The 20,294-nt window shown below is 72.9% G+C and carries 10 protein-coding genes; 5 read left to right on the top strand and 5 right to left on the bottom strand.

Annotated elements, in window-relative coordinates; genetic code table 11:
* Positions 1-24 precede the first annotated feature (24 nt).
* Genes DEJ49_RS02635 through DEJ49_RS02620 form a run of 4 tightly spaced genes read left to right on the top strand, consistent with a single transcriptional unit; the run spans position 25 to position 13,208 of the window.
* A complete protein-coding gene (locus tag DEJ49_RS02635; RefSeq protein ID WP_150187997.1) occupies positions 25-966 on the top strand; it encodes a FecCD family ABC transporter permease in 942 nt (313 codons plus the stop codon).
* Positions 963-1,748 (top strand): ABC transporter ATP-binding protein, encoded by a 786-nt coding sequence (locus DEJ49_RS02630; protein WP_150182189.1) that lies wholly within the window; start codon positions 963-965, stop codon positions 1,746-1,748. Before DEJ49_RS02635 ends, DEJ49_RS02630 begins: the two co-directional genes overlap by 4 nt.
* A 1-nt stretch (position 1,749) precedes the next feature.
* Entirely contained in the window at positions 1,750-11,793 is a 10,044-nt protein-coding gene (locus DEJ49_RS02625; RefSeq protein ID WP_150182188.1) for a non-ribosomal peptide synthetase, read from the top strand.
* A complete protein-coding gene (locus DEJ49_RS02620) occupies positions 11,790-13,208 on the top strand; it encodes an MDR family MFS transporter (protein ID WP_150182187.1) in 1,419 nt (472 codons plus the stop codon). The genes DEJ49_RS02625 and DEJ49_RS02620 overlap by 4 nt, the downstream gene beginning before the upstream one ends.
* 12 nt (positions 13,209-13,220) lie before the next feature.
* Here DEJ49_RS02620 and DEJ49_RS02615 read toward each other — a convergent pair whose 3' ends face one another.
* The 5 genes from DEJ49_RS02615 to DEJ49_RS02595 all read right to left on the bottom strand — a co-directional run bounded on the left by DEJ49_RS02615 (position 13,221) and on the right by DEJ49_RS02595 (position 18,604).
* Positions 13,221-14,744: a catalase gene (locus DEJ49_RS02615; protein WP_150182186.1), complete on the bottom strand. Its 1,524-nt coding sequence runs from the start codon at positions 14,742-14,744 to the stop codon at positions 13,221-13,223.
* Between the two features lie 126 nt (positions 14,745-14,870).
* Positions 14,871-16,454, bottom strand: coding sequence for an FMN-binding glutamate synthase family protein (locus tag DEJ49_RS02610; RefSeq protein ID WP_150182185.1), 1,584 nt, complete (start codon positions 16,452-16,454; stop codon positions 14,871-14,873).
* Positions 16,451-17,026 (bottom strand): isochorismatase family cysteine hydrolase, encoded by a 576-nt coding sequence (locus DEJ49_RS02605; RefSeq protein ID WP_150182184.1) that lies wholly within the window; start codon positions 17,024-17,026, stop codon positions 16,451-16,453. The genes DEJ49_RS02610 and DEJ49_RS02605 overlap by 4 nt, the downstream gene beginning before the upstream one ends.
* Positions 17,023-18,207 (bottom strand): alcohol dehydrogenase catalytic domain-containing protein, encoded by a 1,185-nt coding sequence (locus DEJ49_RS02600; RefSeq protein ID WP_150182183.1) that lies wholly within the window; start codon positions 18,205-18,207, stop codon positions 17,023-17,025. The genes DEJ49_RS02605 and DEJ49_RS02600 overlap by 4 nt, the downstream gene beginning before the upstream one ends.
* 70 nt (positions 18,208-18,277) lie before the next feature.
* Entirely contained in the window at positions 18,278-18,604 is a 327-nt protein-coding gene (locus tag DEJ49_RS02595; RefSeq protein WP_150182182.1) for a plasmid stabilization protein, read from the bottom strand.
* 236 nt (positions 18,605-18,840) lie between these two features.
* Between DEJ49_RS02595 and DEJ49_RS02590 the strand changes: the two genes are divergently transcribed.
* Positions 18,841-20,205 carry an FAD-dependent oxidoreductase gene (locus DEJ49_RS02590; RefSeq protein ID WP_150182181.1) on the top strand — a complete coding sequence of 455 codons (1,365 nt, stop codon included), beginning with the start codon at positions 18,841-18,843 and terminating at the stop codon, positions 20,203-20,205.
* Positions 20,206-20,294: the final 89 nt, after the last annotated feature.

Raw genomic sequence — 20,294 nt, 5'->3', positions numbered from 1 at the left:
CGCACGGTGGTCCTCGTCGCCGTCATGACCGTCCTGATGCTCGGCCTCGGCCTGCTCGGACTCTGCTACGGCACGTCGTGGTCCACCCCCGGCGAGGTGTTCGCCTCACTCACCGGCACCCACCGCTCCGTGGTCATCTCCGACTGGCGGCTGCCCCGCGTCCTCGCCGGACTGGTCTTCGGCGCCGCCCTCGGCGTCGCCGGTGCCCTCTTCCAGAACCTCACGCGCAACCCGCTGGGCAGCCCCGACGTGATCGGCCTCGACGCGGGCGCCTACACCGGCGCCCTCCTCGCCCTCACCGTCCTGTCGGGCACCTCCGCCCAGCTGGCCACAGGGTCGGTGCTCGGCGGACTGGCCATCGCCGCCGTGATCTACCTGCTCTCGTTCGACCGCGGCTTCTCCGGACTGCGACTCGTCGTCATCGGCATCGCCGTCAACGCGATGGTCACCGCGGTCAACTCGTGGATCGTGCTCCGCGCCGACCTGGAAGTGGCGATCGCCGCCGTCGGCTGGAGCGCGGGCTCCCTCGCCGGAGTCGGCTGGGAGGACCTGGGCATCCCCTTCACCGTCATCGCCGTGCTCCTCGCCCTCATGGCGTCGCGGGCGCACGCCATGCACCAGGCGGCACTCGGCGACGCCATCGCCGTGACCACCGGCGTCGGACTGACCCGGCTGCGGCTGCTCATGGTGCTCGTCGGCGTCGGCTGCACCGCCACGGTGACCGCCGTCGCCGGACCGATCGCGTTCATCGCCCTCGCCGCCCCGCAGATCGGCCGCAGGCTCGCGGGCGCCGCGGGCGTACCGCTGCTCCCCGCCGCGCTGACCGGCGCGGTACTGCTCCAGGGCGCCGACCTGATCGCCCAGATGCTGCTCGCACCCGTCGCCCTGCCGGTCGGCGTCGTCAGCACCGCGATCGGCGGCTGCTACTTGATCTGGCTCCTCAGCAAGGAGGTGGCGCGCGCGTGACCGCACGCCTGACCGCGCGGGACATCACCCTGCGCTACGGAGACCGGGTGGTCTCCACCCGGCTGAACCTGGACGTCCCCGACGGCGCGTTCACCGCCATCGTGGGCCCCAACGCCTGTGGCAAATCGACCCTGTTGCGGTCGCTCGTACGACTGCTGCGCCCCCACGAAGGGCACGTCGAGTTCGACGGCCGCGAAGTCGGCGGCTACCCCGCCAAGGCCCTCGCCAAGCAGCTCGGCTTCCTGCCGCAGGACCCCCTCGCCCCCGAGGACATCAAGGTCCGCCAGCTCGTCGCCAGGGGCCGCTTCCCGCACCAGTCGCTGCTCGCCCTGCGCTCGCCGGACGACGACGCGGCCATCGACGAGGCGATGGTGGCCGCAGGGGTCGAGGACCTCGGCGACCGTCCCGCGCAGCAGCTGTCCGGCGGACAGCGCCAGCGCGTGTGGATGGCGATGGTCCTCGCCCAGGAGACGCCCTACCTCCTGCTCGACGAACCGACGTCGTTCCTCGACATCACCCACCAGTACCAACTGCTCGGCCTGCTCGCCAGGTTGCGCGACGAGGGCCGCACCGTCATCGCCGTACTCCACGACATCAACCAGGCGTGCCGCTTCGCCGACCACCTCGTCGCCATGAAGGACGGCCGGGTCGTCGCCGAGGGCGACCCCGGGGACATCGTGGACGCCGCGCTGATCAAGGACGTCTTCGACCTGCCCAGCGTCATCGTCCCCGACCCGGTCACCGCCACGCCGATGGTCGTCCCCACCCTGCAAGGAGAGTAAGTTGAGCACCGCAAGCGTCTCCTCGGACGGCCTGCTGCCCCTGACCGGCGCCCAGTTGGGCATCTGGAACGCGCAGCGCCTGGAACCGGACTCGCCGTACTACGTGGTCGGCGACGTCGTCGAGATATCCGGCGGCGAACCCGTGGACGTCGACGCGCTCGTCGAGGCCGTCCGGGCCACCACCGAGGAAGCCGAGACGCTGCGGCTGCGCGTGTACGACACCCCGGAAGGTCCGCGCCAGACCGTTTCCCAGGACCCCGTCGCCGCGCCCGAGGTGATCGACGTCAGCGGCGACCCCGACCCGGTGGCCGCCGCCCACGCCCTCGTCGACGCCGAACGGGCCCGGATGGGCGCCGCCTGCCGGGGCATGGTGGACCGGCCGCTGTACGCACGTACCGTCATCAAGCTCTCCGACCGCGAGGTCTGGTACACCCAGCTCGGCCACCACCTGATCTTCGACGGCTACACCGCCGCGATGCTCGCCCGCCGCACCGCCGCCCACTACACCGCCCTCGTCAACGGCACCGAGCCCCGCACGTCGACGTTCGGCGGGTTCGCCGCCCTCGTCGAGGCCGACCGCGCCTACCGCGAGAGCGACCGCTTCGCCGAGGACCGCGCGTACTGGGTCGAGCGGTTCACGCCGCTCCCCGAACTCGACCACGACACCGACGCTGGTGCGAGCGGCGGCGCGCCCGACAGCACGCTGACCGCCCGCGCCGCCCTCACCCCCGAGGAGACCGCCGCGCTCCGCGCCTTCGCCGACGCCGAAGGCGTCACCTGGGGCGAAGCCCTCATCGCCTGCTACGCCGCGTTCCTGCACCGCACGCTGGGCCGCACCGACGTCGTCTTCGCCCTGCCGCTCATGTGCCGCACGGGCTCGGTCGAGCTGCGCACCCCCGCCATGGCGGTCAACGTCCTTCCGCTGCGCGTCACCGTGCAACCCGGGGACGGGCTGGGCGAGTTGAGCCGCCGCGTCGCCACCGCCATGAAGGAGATGCGCGACCACCAGCGCTACCGCGGCGAGGACCTGCCCCGGGACCTCGGCGTGCCCGGCGCGGGCGCGCTCCTGCACGGCCGCGGCATCAACCTCAAGGCCTTCGACCTCGCCCTCGACTTCGCCGGTGCCAGTGGCGTGATGCGCAACGTCGCGGGCGGCCCGCCCGAGGACATGGGCCTGAGCGTCCTGCCGGCCCGCGACGGGGGACTGCTGCTCGGCTTCGAGGTGGACGCCAGGTCCCAGGACCAGGCCTCCGTGGACGGGCTCCTCTCCGGCCTGCGCGCTCTGCTCGCCGGGCTGATCGGCGGCCGGACCGTCGGCCGGACCCCGCTCGCCGGAAGTGCGCAGGACACCGAGCGCCTCCTCGCGTCCTGGTGCCCGCCCGCCCTGCCCGGCGCACCCGCCGACATCCCGGCCGCCTTCGACGCCATGGTCGCCGCCGACCCCGACCAAACCGCCCTGGTGTGCGGCGACGAGCGGCTGACCGCGGCCGGACTGGCCGACCGCGTCCACCGGATCGCCCGAGCCCTGCGCGCCCGGGGCATCGGCGCCGATGATGTCGTCGCCCTCGCGCTGCCCCGCTCCGCCGACTCGGTCGTCGCCCTCCTCGCCGTACTCGACGCGGGCGCCGCCTTCCTGCCCCTGGACACCGCGTACCCCACCGAGCGGCTGCGCGGCCTCATCGACGACACCCGCCCCGCGCTGGTGCTCACCGCCGCCGACGACATCGACGGAGTGCCCTGGAGCACGCTGCTCGACGAGGCCGCCACCCAGTCCGGCGCGCCCCTGGCCACCGGTGAACTGGCCGCGCCCCGCCACCCCGAACACCTCGCCTACGTCATCCACACCTCCGGATCGACCGGCCGGCCCAAGGGCGTGCTCGGCCGGACCGGCGGTCTCGCCGCGCTTCTGTACCACCAGCGCTCGACCGTCGTCGCCGAGGCCGAGGGTGCCGCGGGCAGGCAACTGCACGTCTCGCACACCTACTCGTTCGCCTTCGACTCCGCGTTCGACCACCTGATCTGGCTGCTGTGCGGGCACCGCCTGCACGTGTACGACACCGAGACCGCCCGCGACGCCGACGCGCTCCTCGCCGCGTACGCCCGCGACGCCATCGACATCGTCGACACCACGCCGTCCATGGCCGCGCCGCTGATCGACGGCGGCCTCCTCGACCGCAGGCCCACACTCCTCGTCCTCGGCGGCGAGGCCACCCCGCCCGCGCTGTGGCGGCGCGTCGCCGACTCCGGCATCACCGCACGCAACATGTACGGCCCCACCGAGGCCACCGTCGACGCCACCACCGCCCGCATCGACGGCGGCGAGCCGACCATCGGCCACCCCCTCGCGGGCACCCGCGTCTACGTCCTGGACAGCGCGCTGCAGCCCGTCTCGCACGGCCGCGCCGGCGAGCTGTACCTGGCGGGCCCGCACCTCGCCCGCGGCTACCTCGGCAGGCCCGGCGCGACCGCCGACCGGTTCGTCGCCGACCCCTTCGGCCCGCCCGGCGCGCGCATGTACCGCACCGGCGACCTCGCCCGCTGGATACCGGGCCGCGGCCTCACCTACCTCGGCCGCGGCGACGGACAGGTCAAGATCCGCGGCCACCGCGTGGAGACCGGCGAGGTCGAGGCCGCGCTCGGCGCCGTCCCCGGCGTCACCGCGGCCGCCGCCACCGTCCGCTCCTCCCGCCTCATCGGCTACGTCGCGTCCACCACCGTCACCGGCGAAGCGGTCCGCGCCGAACTCGCCGCGCGGCTGCCCGAACACATGGTGCCCGCGGCCGTGGTGGTCCTCGACGAACTGCCCGTCACCACCAACGGCAAGCTCGACCGGGCCGCGCTGCCCGCCCCCGCCTCCTCCGGCGGCGGCCGCGCGGCGAGCACCGAGCGGGAACGGCTGCTCTGCGCCGTCCTCGCCGACGTCTTCGAGGTCGAACGGGTCGGCGTCGACGACGACTTCTTCTCCCTCGGCGGCGACAGCATCACCGCGATCACCATCAGCAGCCGCCTGCGGGCCAAGGGCCTCGAACTGCGGCCGCGGGACCTCCTGGCCCGCCGCAGCTTCGCCGCGCTCGCCGCCTCCGCCACCCTCGTGGAAGACGTCGCCGGGCCGGTGGACGAGCCGACCGGGCCCGTGCCCGCCCCGCCCATCGTGCGCGGCCTCCTCGACCCGCACCCGGACGTGGACACCGTCGCCGGGTACGCCCAGTGGACCGCCCTGCACATCGACGACCACCTCACCCACGGAGACCTCGTCGCGGGCGTCCAGGCGGTCCTCGACCACCACGACGCGCTGCGGCTGCGCGTGGACGACGGACTCGACGTGCTGCCCCGCGGCGCCGTGCGCGCCGTCGTCGACGAGGTCCACGCCGAAGACGAGGTCCACGCCGAGGACGAGAGCCACGGAGAGGGCGACGTCACCGCGCTCGCCGAACGCCTCGCCACGCAACTCGACCCCCGTACAGGAGACTTGGTGCGGGCCGCGCTGCTCCGTACCGGCGACGACACGTCGGACCGGCTCGTCATCGTCGTCCACCACCTCGCCATGGACGGCGTGTCCTGGCGCATCCTCCTGCCCGACCTGCACACCGCCTGCACGGGTGCCGCACTCGAACCCGTCGGCACGTCATGGCGCCGCCACGCCACGCTCCTCGCCGAGCAGGGCGCGTCCGGTGCCCGTCGCCCCGAACTCGACCACTGGCGCGCCGCCCTCGGCTCCGCGTCCCGCGTCGGCGCCCGCCCCCTCGACCAGAAGCGCGACACGGTCGCGACCGCCCGCCGGTCCGTCACCGTCGCCTCGCCCGAGGTCACCGAGGCGCTGCTCACCACGCTGCCCGCGGCCTACCGCGCCGGGGTCGACGAAGTGCTGCTCGCCGCACTGGTGATCGCCCTGCGGGAAGGGGGGCCGGTCGACGACGACGCGGTGACCGTCACCATGGAGGGCCACGGCCGGGAACACCTCGACCTGTCGCGCACGGTCGGCTGGTTCACCGGCGAGTACCCGGTCCGCGTCCCCCTGGCCTGCGGCGTGGACGGCGTGGGGGAGGTGCTGCGCGCGGCCAAGGAGGCCCGGCGAGGCGTCCCCGACGCGGGGGTCGGCTACGGAGTCCTGCGCCACCTCGACCCGGAGGCGGGCGCCGAACTGGGCTCCGTCGCGCCGCCCGACGTTCTGCTGAACTACCTGGGCCGCTTCGGCTCGCTGCCCGGCACCGGCTGGCGGCTGCCCGAGCGCGACGCGTTCTCCGTCATCGAGCCCGACGCCAAGGCACTCGAACAGGTCCTCGCCCTCAACTGCTTCGTCCACGAGGAGGGCGCGCCCCGGCTCGCCGTCGAGTGGACGGCCGCGTCCGAGGTGCTCGGCGCCGAAGCGGTGGCGGGTCTGCAGAGCGCTTGGACGGCCGCCCTTGACGCGCTCGCCGAGCACGCGCGCCACACCTCCGGCGGGCTCACCCCGTCGGACCTGCCGCTGGTCGACCTCGACCAGCACACCATCGACGCCCTCGAACGCACCGGCCGTGTCGCCGACGTCCTGCCCGCCACCCCGCTGCAGGTCGGCCTCTCCTTCCACACCCTCGTCCGCGACGACCACGAAGCCGACGTCTACGTCGTGCAGGCCGTGACGACGCTCGTCGGCGAGGTACGGCCCGACGTGATGGCCGAGGCGGCACGCGAACTCCTGCGCCGCCACCCCGCGTTGCGCGTGTACCTGGGCACGGCGGGCGACGACGTGGTGCAGGTGATCCCCGCCGACGTCCACCTCGACTGGCGCGAGGACGACCGGTTCCCCGAGGCCGCCCGCGAGGACATGGAGCGCCCCTTCGACCCGGCCCGCCCGCCGCTCATCCGCTTCCTGCTGTCCCGCGTCGGACCCGACGAGCACAAGCTCGTCATCACCAACCACCACGCGCTGCTCGACGGCTGGTCCATGCCGATCGTCGGCCGCACCCTCCTCGCCCTCTACGCCGAGCTGACCGGCGGCCCCGCCGCCCCCGTCGCCCCGCCGCTCTCCGAGTACTTCCGATGGCTCGCCGACCGCGACCACGAGGCGTCGGCCTGCGCCTGGCGGGACGCGCTCGCCGGCGTCGACGACGCGACCCGCCTCGCCCCCGCGAGCACCGGCACAACCGTCGAGCGGCCGGGACGCGAAAGCGTCACGCTGGACCGCGAGTTCAGCGACCGGCTGCGCACCTTCGCCCGCGAACAGGGCGTCACCCTCACCACCGTCGTCCAGACCGCGTGGGGCCTGCTCCTCGGCAAGCTCACCGGGCGCCGCGACGTCGTCTTCGGCTGCCCCGTGTCGGGCCGTCCCGCCGAGGTCGCGGGCGTGGAGTCGATGATCGGCCAGCTCGGCACCACCATCCCGGTGCGTGTGCGGCACACCCAGGACCAGACCGCGAGCGACATCCTGGCGCACGTGCACGCCGAGAGCGTCGCGCTCGCCGAGCACCACCACGTCGGTCTGCCCGGCATCCAGCGGGCGGTCGGCATCGGTGAACTCTTCGACACCATGCTGGTGATGGAGAACTTCCCGCTGTCCAGCAGGAAGCGCACCCCGCTCGCCCCCGGACTCGACCTGACGGGCGTCGACATCACCGACGCCACGCACTACGCGCTGACCGTCATCGTCATCCCCGACGACGAGATCACCATCGGCCTCGGCTACCAGCCGCGCGCCTTCGACGCCCACACCGTCCGCGACTACGGCCGCTGGCTGCACCATCTCCTGCGCGAGATCGTCGCCGACCCGGCACGCCCCGCCGTGCGGCTGTCCGCCCTCGATGCCGACGAGCGCGAGCGGATCCTGCGCACCGGCACCGAGATCGTCCCCGCCAAGGCCCGCGGCCACTGGCTCGACGAGTTCGCCGCCCAGGTGCGCCGCAAGCCCGCCGCCGAAGCCCTCGTCTGCCGCGACCGCAGCCTCAGCTACACCGAGCTCGACCGCGAGGCCAACCGCGTCGCCCACGCGCTGATCGCCCGCGGGGTGCGCCCGCAGGACCCGGTCGCCGTGCTGCTCGGCCGCGACATCGAGATGACCGTGGCGCTGTTCGGCGTGGCCAAGGCGGGCGCGGTGTACGTGCCGATGGACGCGAGCTACCCCCGGGAGCGGCTTGCGTACATGTTCGACGACATCGCCCCGGCCGCCGTCGTGTCGACCGGCGCCGCACTGCCCGTCGACCGCGACATCCCCGTCCTGCGCCTCGACGACCCCGCTACGCTCGCCGCCGCGCCGGACACCGATCCGGCCGAGGCCCGCGCCCGGCTCACCGAGGACGCACTCGCGTACGTCATCTACACCTCCGGAACCACCGGGCGCCCCAAGGGCGTCGGCGTGACCCACCGGGGCGTGCCCGACCTGATCGCGCTGCAGGAGGAGGTCGTCGGCGTCACCGAGCACGACCGGTACCTGCACTTCGCGTCGACCAGCTTCGACGTCGCGTTCTGGCAGACGATGGTGCCGCTCCTCTCCGGCGGCACGTCCGTCATCGCCCCCGAGGAGGTGCGCGTCCCCGGCGACGAACTGCTCGACTACATCGTCGAGCACCGGGTCACGGGCGTGAACCTGCTGCCGTCGTTCCTCGCCGCGATGCCCGACGACCGGACCGTCGACCCCGATGTGTTCTTCGTCGTCGGCGCCGAACGCCTCGACCCCGAACTGGCGCGGCGCTGGGGCCGGGGACGGCGGGCGCTCTTCAACGCGTACGGCCCGACCGAGGTCACGATCAACTCCGTGACCTGGCACTACGACCCGGACGACGAGGGGCCGCTGCCCATCGGTCTGCCCGACCCGAACGTCCGGGCGTACGTCCTCGACGGCGGCCTCCAGCCGGTCGGCGTCGGCGTGACCGGTGAGCTGTACCTCGCGGGGCCCAGCCTGGCCCGCGGCTACCTGGGGCGTCCAGGACTCACCTCCGAGCGGTTCGTCGCCGACCCCTTCGGGCCGCCCGGCGAGCGCATGTACCGCACCGGCGACCTGGTGCGGTGGCGGCCCGACGGACAGCTCGTGTTCCTGGGCCGCGTCGACCACCAGGTCAAGGTCCGTGGTTTCCGCGTCGAACTCGGCGAGATCGAGTCCACGCTCACCGCGCACCCCGACGTCCGCGCCTGCGCCGTCATCGTGCGCGAAGGGCGGCTCGTCGGCTACGTCATCCCGACCGACGGCGCCGACCTGGACACCGCCCGCGTACGGGAATTCCTGGCCGGGGAACTGCCCGACCACATGGTCCCGACCGCGCTCGTGCCCATCGACCGGCTGCCGCTGAGCCCCAGCGGCAAGCTCGACCCGACCGCGCTGCCCGCCCCAGAGACCGTGACCGCCGCCCGCCGCGACCCCGCCACCGAGGCCGAGGCGGTCCTGCTCGGCGTCTTCCGCGACGTCCTCGGCACCGACGCCGTCGGCCCCGACGACGACTTCTTCGCCATCGGCGGCGACAGCATCGTGTCGCTGCAGGTCGTCTCCCGTGCCCGCCGCCGGGGACTCGGCCTGACCGCGCGCGACGTCTTCGAGGGAGTGACGGTCGCCGGCATCGCGGCCCGCGCCCGCACCCTCGACGAGGGCGACGCGCCCGCCACCGGCGACGCGCCGCTCACCCCGATCATGCGCGACCTGCTGCGCCGCGCCGGCACCGCCGCCGACGGCTTCTGCCAGTGGGTGGAGATCTGCGTCCCGCCGGGCGGCGACGCGGGGGAGTGGCAGACCGTACTCGACGCGCTGCTCGCCCGGCACGACGTGCTGCGGGCCCGCCTCGGCGCGGACGTCCTGCACATCCCGCAGACCGGCGCGGTCACCGGCGCCGACATCCTCACCGTCGTCCGCGCCGCCGACGGCGACCTGCGCACCCTCGTCGACGCCTGCGTCACCGGCATCCGCGACGCGATGGACCCGCGCACAGGACCGCTGCTGCGCGCCCTGTGGGTGGACGCCGGACCCGACAGGCCCGGCAGGCTCGTCCTCGTCGCCCACCACCTGGTCGCCGACGGCGTGTCCTGGCGCATCCTCCTGGACGACGTCCGACACGCCCACGCAGGTGGCGACTTGGCACGGCACGGACAGTCCTTCCTCGGCTGGGCGCAGTCCCTGCGCGACGCCGACCGCCGGGAGGAACTCCCGCACTGGCAGCGGATGACCGCCACTCCCGCCCTCACCGAACCGCTCGACCCCGCCAGGGACACCGTCGCCACCGCACGCCACCACGAGATCCACCTCGACACCGACGCGACCCGCGCACTGATCACGACCCTGCCCGCCGCCCACCGCACCACCCCGGACGCCGTGCTGCTTACGGCGCTCGCCCGTGCCGTCCGGGCCTGGCGCGGCACCCCGCAGATCCTCGTCGCGCTGGAGAGCCACGGCCGCCCGCGGCACGTCGACCTCTCCCAGACCGTCGGCTGGTTCACCGCAGTGCACCCCGTGCGCCTCGACGCGGACGACGACGTACAGACGGTCAAGGAGCGGCTGCGCGCCCAGGGCGACGGGCTCGGCCACGGCATCCTCACCTCCGCGGGTCTCCTCGACCCGGTCACGCCGGAGATCGCCTGGAACTACCTCGGCCAGTTCCCCGGCGCCCCCACCGACGAGACACCGTGGCAGCCGTCCCCCGACGCCGACCCGCTCGGCTCCGGCGGCACCGACGACCTGCCCCTGCCGCACAGCCTGATGGTCAACGCCCTCGTGCGCGACGACGCGCTCGGGGTCCGCCTCACCTGGCCCGCCGCCCTGTTCACCGCCGCGGAGGCGGAGGAGCTCGCCGAGTGCCTGCGCACGGCCCTCCTCGAACTCGCCGCCGCACCGGAGATCAGCGCACTCGACGGCGGCAGGACCGTCGCCGGGATCCAGCCGCTGACCCCGCTCCAGGAAGTGATGCTCCGGCACTCGCGCACCGAACACCCCGACCCGTACACCGTGCAGTCGGCGTTCACCCTCGAAGGGCCGCTCGACCTCGACGCCCTCCGCGCGGCCGGCGCCGACCTGATGGACCGTCACCCGAACCTCGGGGCCGTGTTCCCCGCCGACCTCGCGGTGCTCCCCACGTCGCCGCGGCCGGACTTCCGCGTCGTCGAAGGACCCGCCGACGAGGCGCTCGCCGCCGACCTCGCCGAACCGTTCGACCTCGCCGAGGGCCCGCTCCTGCGCCTGACCGTTATCCGCGACGGCGCCGACCGGTCCCACCTCGTCATGACCAGCCACCACGTCCTCTCCGACGGCTGGTCCGCCCCGCGCATCCTCACCGAACTGTTCGACCTCTACACGGCCCGCACCCGCGGCGCCGCCCCCGACCTGCCCGCCCCCGTGCCGTTCGGCGACTACCTGCGCTGGCGCGCCGACCACGAACCCGACCTCGGCCTCTGGACCGCCGAACTGGCCGGGCTGCCCGAGGGCGACTACCTGAGCGAGGGCGAACCGGGCCCCGCCTGGCAGGAACCCACCCTCATCACGTTCGACGCTGACCTCGTCGATGCCCTCACCCGCCTCGGCGCGCGCCGCGGCCTCACCCGCAACACACTCATCCAGGGCGCCTGGTCGGTGCTGCTCGCACGGCACTCGGGCCGTACGGACGTCTGCTTCGGCGCGATGGTCGCCTGCCGTCCCCCGGAGCTCGCGGGCGTCGAGGAGATCGTCGGCCTCCTCGCCAACACCGTCCCGGTCCGCGCTCGGCTCGCGGGCACCCTCGCCGAGACGCTCGCCGGACTCCAGGCCGGGCAGCGCGCACTGGTCGAGCACCACCACGTCGCCCTGACCGACCTGGAGCGGCTGACCGGGCGGCGCAGGCTCTTCGACAGCATGGTCGTCTTCGAGAACTACCCGGTCGACCCCGACCGGCTCCGCGAGCCGGCTCCCGGGCTCACGGTGATCGGCACCCGCTTCCGCGAGTCCACGCACCACCCGGTGACCCTGACGGTCATGCCGGACGGCGACGGCTGGACCGGCGTGCTCGCCCACCGCGCCGGGGTGCGCGCCGACGGACTCGCCGGCGAACTCCTCGACGTCCTCCGCACCCTGGACGAGCACCTCGACCGCGACGTCCGCGACCTCCTGGAGGGCCGATGACCAGCGCTCCAGGGGGCCGGGCGACGGAGACCGCGCCGCCCGCCGACCGGGTCGACGGACAGCTGCTGCGCATCGCGTTCATCCTGGTCCTCGGCACCTTCATGGCCACGCTGGACGCCACCATCGTCAGCGTCGGCATCGACCGCCTCACCGAGGAGTTCGACGCGTCGGTCGCCGACATCCAGTGGGTCAGCACCGCCTACCTCCTGGCCGTCGTCGCGGCCGTCCCCGCGTCCGGCTGGCTCGCCGACCGCTTCGGCGGCCGACGCACCTGGCTCGCCGCCGTCGGCGTGTTCCTGCTCGGCTCGGTGCTGTGCGCGCTCGCCTGGTCGGCGACCAGCCTGATCGTGTTCCGGGTGGTCCAGGGGCTCGGCGGCGGGCTGCTGCCCGCGACCGGTCAGGCGCTGCTCGCCCGCATCGCGGGCCGCCACCGCACCGGCCGCGTGATCAGCGTCGTCGCCGTCGTCCCGCTGCTGTCACCGGTGTTCGGCCCGCTCGTCGGCGGCGCCATCCTCAGCGCGGCGTCCTGGCCGTGGCTGTTCCTCGTCAACCTGCCGATCGGCGCGGTCGCCGCCGTTCTCGCCCGCCGCCACGTGCCCGCGGTGCCCCCGGCGCCCCGGCGCACGGCGTTCGACCTGCGGGGCGCCATGCTGCTCTCGCCCGGCCTCGCCGTCCTCGTGTACGGGCTCACCGAGGTCGCCCACGGCCGCGACCTGCCCGCGGCGCTCGGCGTGACGGCGGGCCTCGCGATGCTGGCGGGCTTCGCCGTGCACGGACTGCGCACCCGCGCCACGCCGCTGGTCGACCCCCGGCTGTTCGCCCGGCCACCGTTCGGGGCGGCGGCCCTCGCGCTGCTCGTCCTCGGCGCGTCGGTGTTCGGCACGACGTTCCTGCTGCCGCTGTACTTCCAGACGGGCCGCGGCCTCTCCGCGTGGCAGGCCGGGCTGCTGCTCGCCCCGCAGGGCATCGGCGCGGCGGCCGGGTCCGTCCTGGTCAACCGCACCATCGACAAGGTCGCGCCGCGGACCCTGGTCGTCACCGGCATCGCCCTGATCCTCGCGGGGACGGTCCCGTTCACCCTGCTCGGCCACGAACCGCCGGACGCGGTGATCATCGCGGCGCTCGCGGTCCGCGGCATCGGGATGGCGATGATCGGCGCGCCCGTGATGAACATCGTCTACAGCCGCATCGAGCCCGAACAGCTCCCGCGTGCGGCCGGAGCGCTCAACCTGCTCAACACGGTGGGCGGTTCGGTCGGCACGGCCGCCCTCGCCGTGGTCCTCGAGAACCGGCTCGCGGCCCGGGACCCCGACATCTCCGCCGCGTTCGGCGACACCTTCTGGTGGGTCCTCGGCCTCTGTCTGCTCGCCGCCGCCGGAGCGACGAGGCTGCCGAGGACCCGACCCAGGAGATGAGACGGGGAGCGGTCAGGCCTTGTCCTGCATGCTGCTGCGTGCCGGGTTGGCCTGCTCCGCGGCCTTCGGGTCCTTCTCGTTCGCCTTGGCGCGCACCCCCTGCTCGATGCGCTCACCGATCGACTTGTCGATGTTCGACCAGTACTCGAAGGCCCTGACGAGCACCGGCTCGGTCACGCCGTTGAGCAGGTGCCCGACGACGTTGTCGACGAGCCGGTCGCGCTCGGCGTCGTCGAGCACTTCGCGGACCATGGTGCCCGGCTGGCCCCAGTCGTCGTCCTCGGCATGGTCGACGTAGGCGGCGCGGGTGATGTCGCCGTCCGCGTACCAGCTGGGCGGGGAGCCGTAGCGGGCCGTGTCGGCTGCGGGACCGCCCTTCGAGTTCGGCGCGTAGACCGGGTCCTGGCGCTTGTGGAACGCCATCGCCCCGTCCTTGGAATACGTGTGGACGGGCACGACCGGGGCGTTCACGGGCAGCTGCTGGTAGTTCGCGCCGATCCGGTAGCGGTGCGCGTCGGCGTACGAGAACAGCCGGGCCAGCAGCATGCGGTCGGGGCTCGGGCCGATGCCGGGGACCAGGTTGTTGGGCTGGAACGCCGCCTGCTCGATCTCGGCGTGGTTGTCCGTCGGGTTGCGGTCCAGGGTCATCCTGCCGACCTCGACGAGTGGATAGTCGCCGTGCGGCCACACCTTCGTCAGGTCGAACGGGTTGAACCGGTACGTGGCCGCTTCCTCGTACGGCATGACCTGCACGTACAGCGTCCAGCTCGGGTAGTCCCCGTCCCGGATGTGCTCGAAGAGATCACGGGTGTGGTAGTCCGTGTCGGCCGCGGCCATCTGGTCGCCCTCGTGCTGGGTGAAGTTCTCGACGCCCTGGTCGGTCTTGAAGTGGTACTTCACCCAGAACCGCTCGCCCTGCTCGTTGATCCACATGTAGGTGTGCGAGGAGTACCCGTTCATGTGGCGCCAGCTGCGCGGGATGCCGCGGTCGCCCATCAGCCACGTGACCTGGTGGGCGGACTCGGGCGACAGGGTCCAGAAGTCCCACTGCATGTCGTGGTCGCGCAGGTTGTTGTCCGCGCGGCGCTTCTGCGACCGGATGAAGTGCTGGAACTTCATCGGGTCCTTCACGAAGAAGACCGGGGTGTTGTTCCCGACCATGTCGTAGTTGCCCTCGCTGGTGTAGAACTTCACCGCGAAGCCGCGCGGGTCGCGCCACGTGTCCGGGCTGCCGCGCTCACCGGCCACGGTCGAGAACCGGACGACCAGATCGGTGCGCGCGCCGGGCTGGAAGAGTGCCGCCTTCGTGTAACGGCTGACGTCCCCGGTGACCTCGAAGTGGCCGAAGGCGCCGCTGCCCTTGGCGTGCGGCTGGCGCTCGGGGATGCGCTCCCGGTTGAACTGCGCCATCTGTTCGATCAGATAGGAGTCCTGGAGGAGGATCGGGCCGCCGGCGCCGACGGTGAGCGAGTGTTCGTCGCTTTCGACCGGTACGCCGGCATCGGTAGTGGTCGCCTTACCTGTGCCGTGGTTCATCAGCGTGTGCCTTTCGTCTTCGGCGTTCCCGACCTGAGACAGGTCACGGTCCGGGTGCCCGTGTTGTCGCGGGCGATACGTGGCGTCCCTTCTGTATCCGGTGCCATGTGATCCAAACGAGGCCGCTCAGGTGACGAAGCGGTCCGGGTCCGCGGCGCTCCAGTCGGCGGCCCAGCTCTGCGGCGGCCCGGCGATGAGCTCGCCGGGGGAGAGCCAGTCGTACAGCTCGGCGTAGGACCGGAACCTGCCGTTGTCCTCGCGGCGCCGCACGAGATGCGGGCCCAGATCGGTGGCGTCGCGTACCCCCATCGCGGCCATGATCTGCAGCGCGCTCTGGACCGTGGCCTTCTGGAACCGCTCGACGCGCGCCGACTTGTCCACGACGTCGAGGGCGCGGGCACGGTGCGGGTCCACCGTGGTGACGCCGGTCGGGCAGCGGTTGGTGTGGCAGCGCTGGGCCTGGATGCAGCCGACGGCGAACATCATCGCGCGGGCCGCGTTGGTGTAGTCGGCGCCCATCGCCAGGCGTTTGACGATGTCGGAGCCCGTCGCGACCTTGCCGCTCGCGCCGATGCGGATACGGTCCCGCAGCCCCGCACCCGTCAGGGCGCTGTGCACGGTGATGAGCCCGTCGGTGAGCGGCATGCCGAGGTGGTCGGCGAACTCCAGCGGCGCCGCGCCCGTCCCGCCCTCGGCGCCGTCGACGATGACGAAGTCCGGGGTGATGCCCTCCGCCGCCATGGCCTTGCACACGGCGAGGAACTGGGTCCGCGACCCAGGACAGAGCTTGAATCCGACCGGCTTGCCGTGTGCGAGCTCCCGCATCCGGGCCAGGAACCGGACGAGTTCGCGGGGCGTGGAGAACACCCGGTGGTACGGCGGTGAGATGACGGTCTCACCCTGCGGCACGCCGCGTACGGAGGCGATCTCGGCGTTGACCTTGCTGCCGGGCAGCACGCCCCCGATGCCCGGCTTGGCGCCCTGCGACAGCTTGAGCGACACACAGCGCACCGCGGGGTGGGCGGCCTTCTCGGCGAACTGCCGGGCGTCGAACCCGCCGTCCCGGGTGCGACAGCCGAAGTAGCCCGTCCCGATCTCCCAGACGAGGTCGCCGCCGGGCCGCAGGTGGTGGTCGGACAGGCCGCCCTCACCGGTGTCGTGCGCGAACCCGCCCCGCGCGGCCCCGGTGTTCAGCGCCAGGATCGCGTTGGCGGACAGGGAGCCGAAGCTCATCGCCGAGACGTTCAGGAGAGCCATGTCGTACGGCTGCGTGCAGTCGGGCCCGCCGATCCGGACGCGGGGCGGCTCGTCCGGCACCGGCGCGGGCGCCATGGACGGCACGAGGAACTCGTAACCCCGGTCGTCCATGTCGCGCTCGCTGCCGAACGGCTCCTCGGCGGCGACCCCCTTCGCCCGTTCGTAGACGATGCTGCGGGTGTCGCGGTCGAAGGGCCTGCCGTCGTAGTTGCGCTCCACGAAGTACTGCTGCAACTCGGGCCGCAGGGTCTCCATGAGGAACCGCAGATGGCCGAGGACGGGATAGTTCCGCAGCACGGAGTGCCGTGGCTGCACGAGGTCGTACACCCCGGTCAGCGCCACGGCCAGGAGCGGCGCGGCGGCCGCCCACCACCAGGGCGACGTCAGCAGGGCGAGCACCACGCCGCCGGCCGCGCAGGCCAGCAGTGCGCCCACCGTCAGGAAACGCGTCATGAGCCCGCGACGCCTCCGCCGAATCCGATGTCCTTGCCGTTGGCGATCCGGGCTCCGAGGTTGATGCGCATCATCTCCAGGGCCGCCTCCGCGAGATGCGGGTGGATGTGGGCGACGGCGTCGGCGACCACGGTCACGTCGAGGTGCCTGATGTGGGCGTCGAGCGCCGAGTACAGCACGCACTGCTCGGTCACCTGACCGCACAGCGTCACCTTGCGGACGCCCAGCTGCCACAGCAGATAGGTCAGCGGCGTCTCGTAGAAGATCGAGTGCCGGGCCTTCACGACGAACAGCGAGTCGTCGTCCGGCCGCACCGGACCGACCAGGTCCCCGTGCGGCCCCGCCATGGCGGCCTCGACCAGTTCCCCGTGGTGGGAGCGCCACTGGCCGAAGTTGTCGTTGACATAGATCACCGGCGCCCCGCTCGCACGCGCGGCGGCGAGCAGGTCCGTGATCACCGGCACGACCTCGCGCACCGACGGCAGGAGCCGCTCGGCGTCCTTGTGGTCGTACGTGTTGATCATGTCGATCACGATCAGGGCGCCGGGATCGTCGTCGTGCCGTGCACTCATGGCTGCAGCAGCGTCTTGATCATGCCGTCCTCCTTGGCCTGGAACGTGGCGTAGGCCGAGGGGGCGTCCTTCAGCGGCAGGTGGTGCGTGGCGAACGTGTCGACGCCCAGCGGGTCGTCGTCGGTGAGGTGCGGGCGGATGTCCTCGATCCAGCGCCACACGTTGGCCTGGCCCATGCGCAGCTGGATCTGCTTGTCGAACATGGTCAGGAGCGGCAGCGGGCTCGCGGCTCCGCCGTAGACCCCGCTGATGGACAGGGTGCCGCCGCGCCGGACCGCGTCGATGCCCGCGAGGAGGGCGCTGAGGCGGTCGACGCCCGCCTTCTCCATCAGCGGGCGGGCCAGCTTGTCGGGCAGGAGCGAGGTGGCGCGCTGGGCGGCCGTCGCCACCGGCGAGCCGTGCGCCTCCAGGCCGACCGCGTCGATCACTGAGTCCGTGCCGCGGCCGTCCGTGAGGTCACGGATGGCGTCGCCCAGGTCCTTGCCGTGTTCGCGCAGGTCGAGCGCGGTGGTGCCGTTGCGCCGGGCGCGCTCCAGACGGGCGTCGACGAGGTCGACACCGATGACGAGCTCGGCGCCGCGCAGTCGCGCGATGCGGGTGGCCATGTCGCCGATGGGCCCGAGGCCGATCACCGTGACGCTGCCGCCCGGCGGGATGTCGGCGTACTCCACGCCCTGCCAGGCCGTCGGCAGCACGTCGGACAGGAACACGAACCGGTCGTCCGGCGGGCCGTGCGGCACCTTGATGGGCAGCGTGTTGCCGAAGGGCACCCGCAGCAGTTCGGCCTGTCCGCCGGGCACCTGGCCGTAGAGCTTGGTGAACCCGAAGAGCGAGGCGCCGGTGCCCATCGACTTGACCTGCGTCGTCTCGCACTGCGACTGCAGCCCCCGCTTGCACATCCAGCAGGTGTTGCAGGATACGTTGAACGGAATCACCACGCGGTCGCCCACGGCCACCTCGGTGACGTCGGGGCCCGTCTCCGCGACGACCCCCATGGCCTCGTGGCCGAGGATGTCGCCCGGGTCCAGATAGGGCCCGAAGACCTCGTAGAGGTGCAGGTCGGAGCCGCAGATGCCGGTCGACGTGACCTGGACGATCACGTCGTCGGGCTTCTCGATGCGGGGGTCGGGCACTTCGTCGACGCGCACGTCGCGCTTGCCTTGCCATGTCAGAGCACGCATGGGGACGCACCTTTCTGCTCGGCCCGCGCAGGCCCCACCGGGGGCCCGTACGGGTGAACGGGAAGCCTGCTCAGCGCCCGACGGCGCGGGCCAGCTCCGACTTGTTCATGGACGAGCGGCCCTTGACGTTCTTCTTCTGCGCCTCGGCGTAGAGCTGGTCCTTGGTCGGGCCCTGCGAACCCTGGTGGGAACGCTCGCCGCCACGCTGCGACGCGGACTTCGGGTCCTTCGTCGACGTGCGGCTCGCCGTGCGGGACTCGCCGGAGCGCGCACGTTCCTTGTTGACCGTACGGGCGGCGATCTCCTTCGCGCGGCCCGTGGACGCGCCGCGGTCCTTCGCGCTCTCCTTGATGTGCTCGTACTGCCGTTCCCTCTTGCTGTTCGATCCTGCGGGCATGATGCGCTCTTTCAGCTCGGTTGCCTCTGGCCGGTGTGGGCCCCTCCCACGGTGCTCACACAGTCCGCCGGTCCGCCACACGGGCGATCGCGGCCCGTGACGAGTACCCGAGATCACCGGCGTGAGACGTAGGACGGAAGATCAAGTGCTTCCGTGCGCTCCCCGGGGGGTCTTGAGAACGGGGGTGCCGGGCGGTGGAGTGGGGTGACGTCGCGCCGACAGGGAGGGGACCGGCCATGCCGGAGAACCAGCACAGCTCGTCACCCGCGGCCCGCTGGGAGCGGGCCGTCGTCGTAGGGGGCGGATACGCCGGTCTCGTGACCGCACGGGCCCTCGCCGACCACTTCACCGAGGTGCTCGTCCTGGAGCGCGACCCGGTGCTGCCGGACACCGGCGTCCACCCGCACGTCCCGCAGGGCTACCACGCGCACGCCCTGCTCGCCCGCGGCGGCGAGGCCCTGGAAGCCCTCTTCCCCGGGCTGCGCGCGGAGCTCGCCGACGAGGGCGCACCCGTCTTCGACTACGGCGAGCGGATCAGCTTCCTGCTGCCCACCGGATACGCGCCCACCGACCCGGTGGGCGTCCGCATCCAGACCTTCACGCGCGACGAACTGGAGCGCCGGCTGCGGCAGCGCGTCTCGGCGCTCCCCGCGGTGCGCGTCGTCCCCGCCGCCCACTGCGACACGGTCACCGCGAGCGCGCCGGGACGCCTGGACCGGGTGCGGTACCGCACCGAGGACGAAGAGGCCACCGAGGTCACCGCCGACCTCGTGGTCGACGCGTCGGGCCGCACCACGTCCGTCGACCGCTGGCTCGCCGACGCTCACCTGCCGGCCTCCCCGAAGAACGTCATCAAGTCGAAGATCACCTACACCTCCGCGTGCTACGTACGCCCGCCCGAGGACCGGCAGGACTTCGACGTCGCCTACCAGATGGCCTTCGCGCCCGACGTGCCGCGCGGCGGCGTGGTCCTCGCCGTGGAGCGGGACCGCTGGATGTGCTCGCTGTTCGGCGTCGACGAGCACGTGCCGCCCACCGACGACGAGGGCTACCTCGACTTCGCCCACAGCCTCGGCACCCCTCGCCTCGCCGAACAGATCAAGCGCGGCACCCGAGAGGGAGAGATCCGCCGCTACACGAACAACGGCAACGAATGGCGCCTGCACCACAAGAACACGCACTGGCCCGAACGCCTGGTCGCGGTCGGCGACGCGCTCTGCGTCTTCAACCCCGTGTACGGGCAGGGGCTCACGGTCGCCGCCCTCGAAGCGCAGCTGCTCGGCCGCCTGCTGCACCGGCACAGGACCGGTGGCCTCGACGGGCTCAGCCGCGCCTACCAGCGGGCCGCGGCCCGCGTCATCCAGGTCCCGTGGACCATGGCCACCAGCTCCGACCTCATGTGGGCGCCCACCCGGCACCCGCTGCCCGCCCGCTTCGCCCACTGGTACAACCAGCACGTCTTCGCGCTCGCCGTGCACGACCCGAGTGTGTGGGCGCGGTTCGTGCGGGTCCTGAACATGACGGCACCGCCCGCGCTCCTCTTCCGCCCGGCCGTGCTCACCAAAGTGGTACGCCACGCGCTCACGCGACGCCGGAGCTGACGGCCCCCGGCCGCACGACCGGCACTGTCCGGCCGCGCCCGGGACCGTCACCCGGCCACCTGCCTCCTCTGTGAGCATCGGGCCCCCAA

It is taken from the genome of Streptomyces venezuelae, assembly GCF_008642335.1.
GTDB lineage: Bacteria > Actinomycetota > Actinomycetes > Streptomycetales > Streptomycetaceae > Streptomyces > Streptomyces venezuelae_F.
This window is presented reverse-complemented; position numbering and strand designations above follow the sequence as displayed.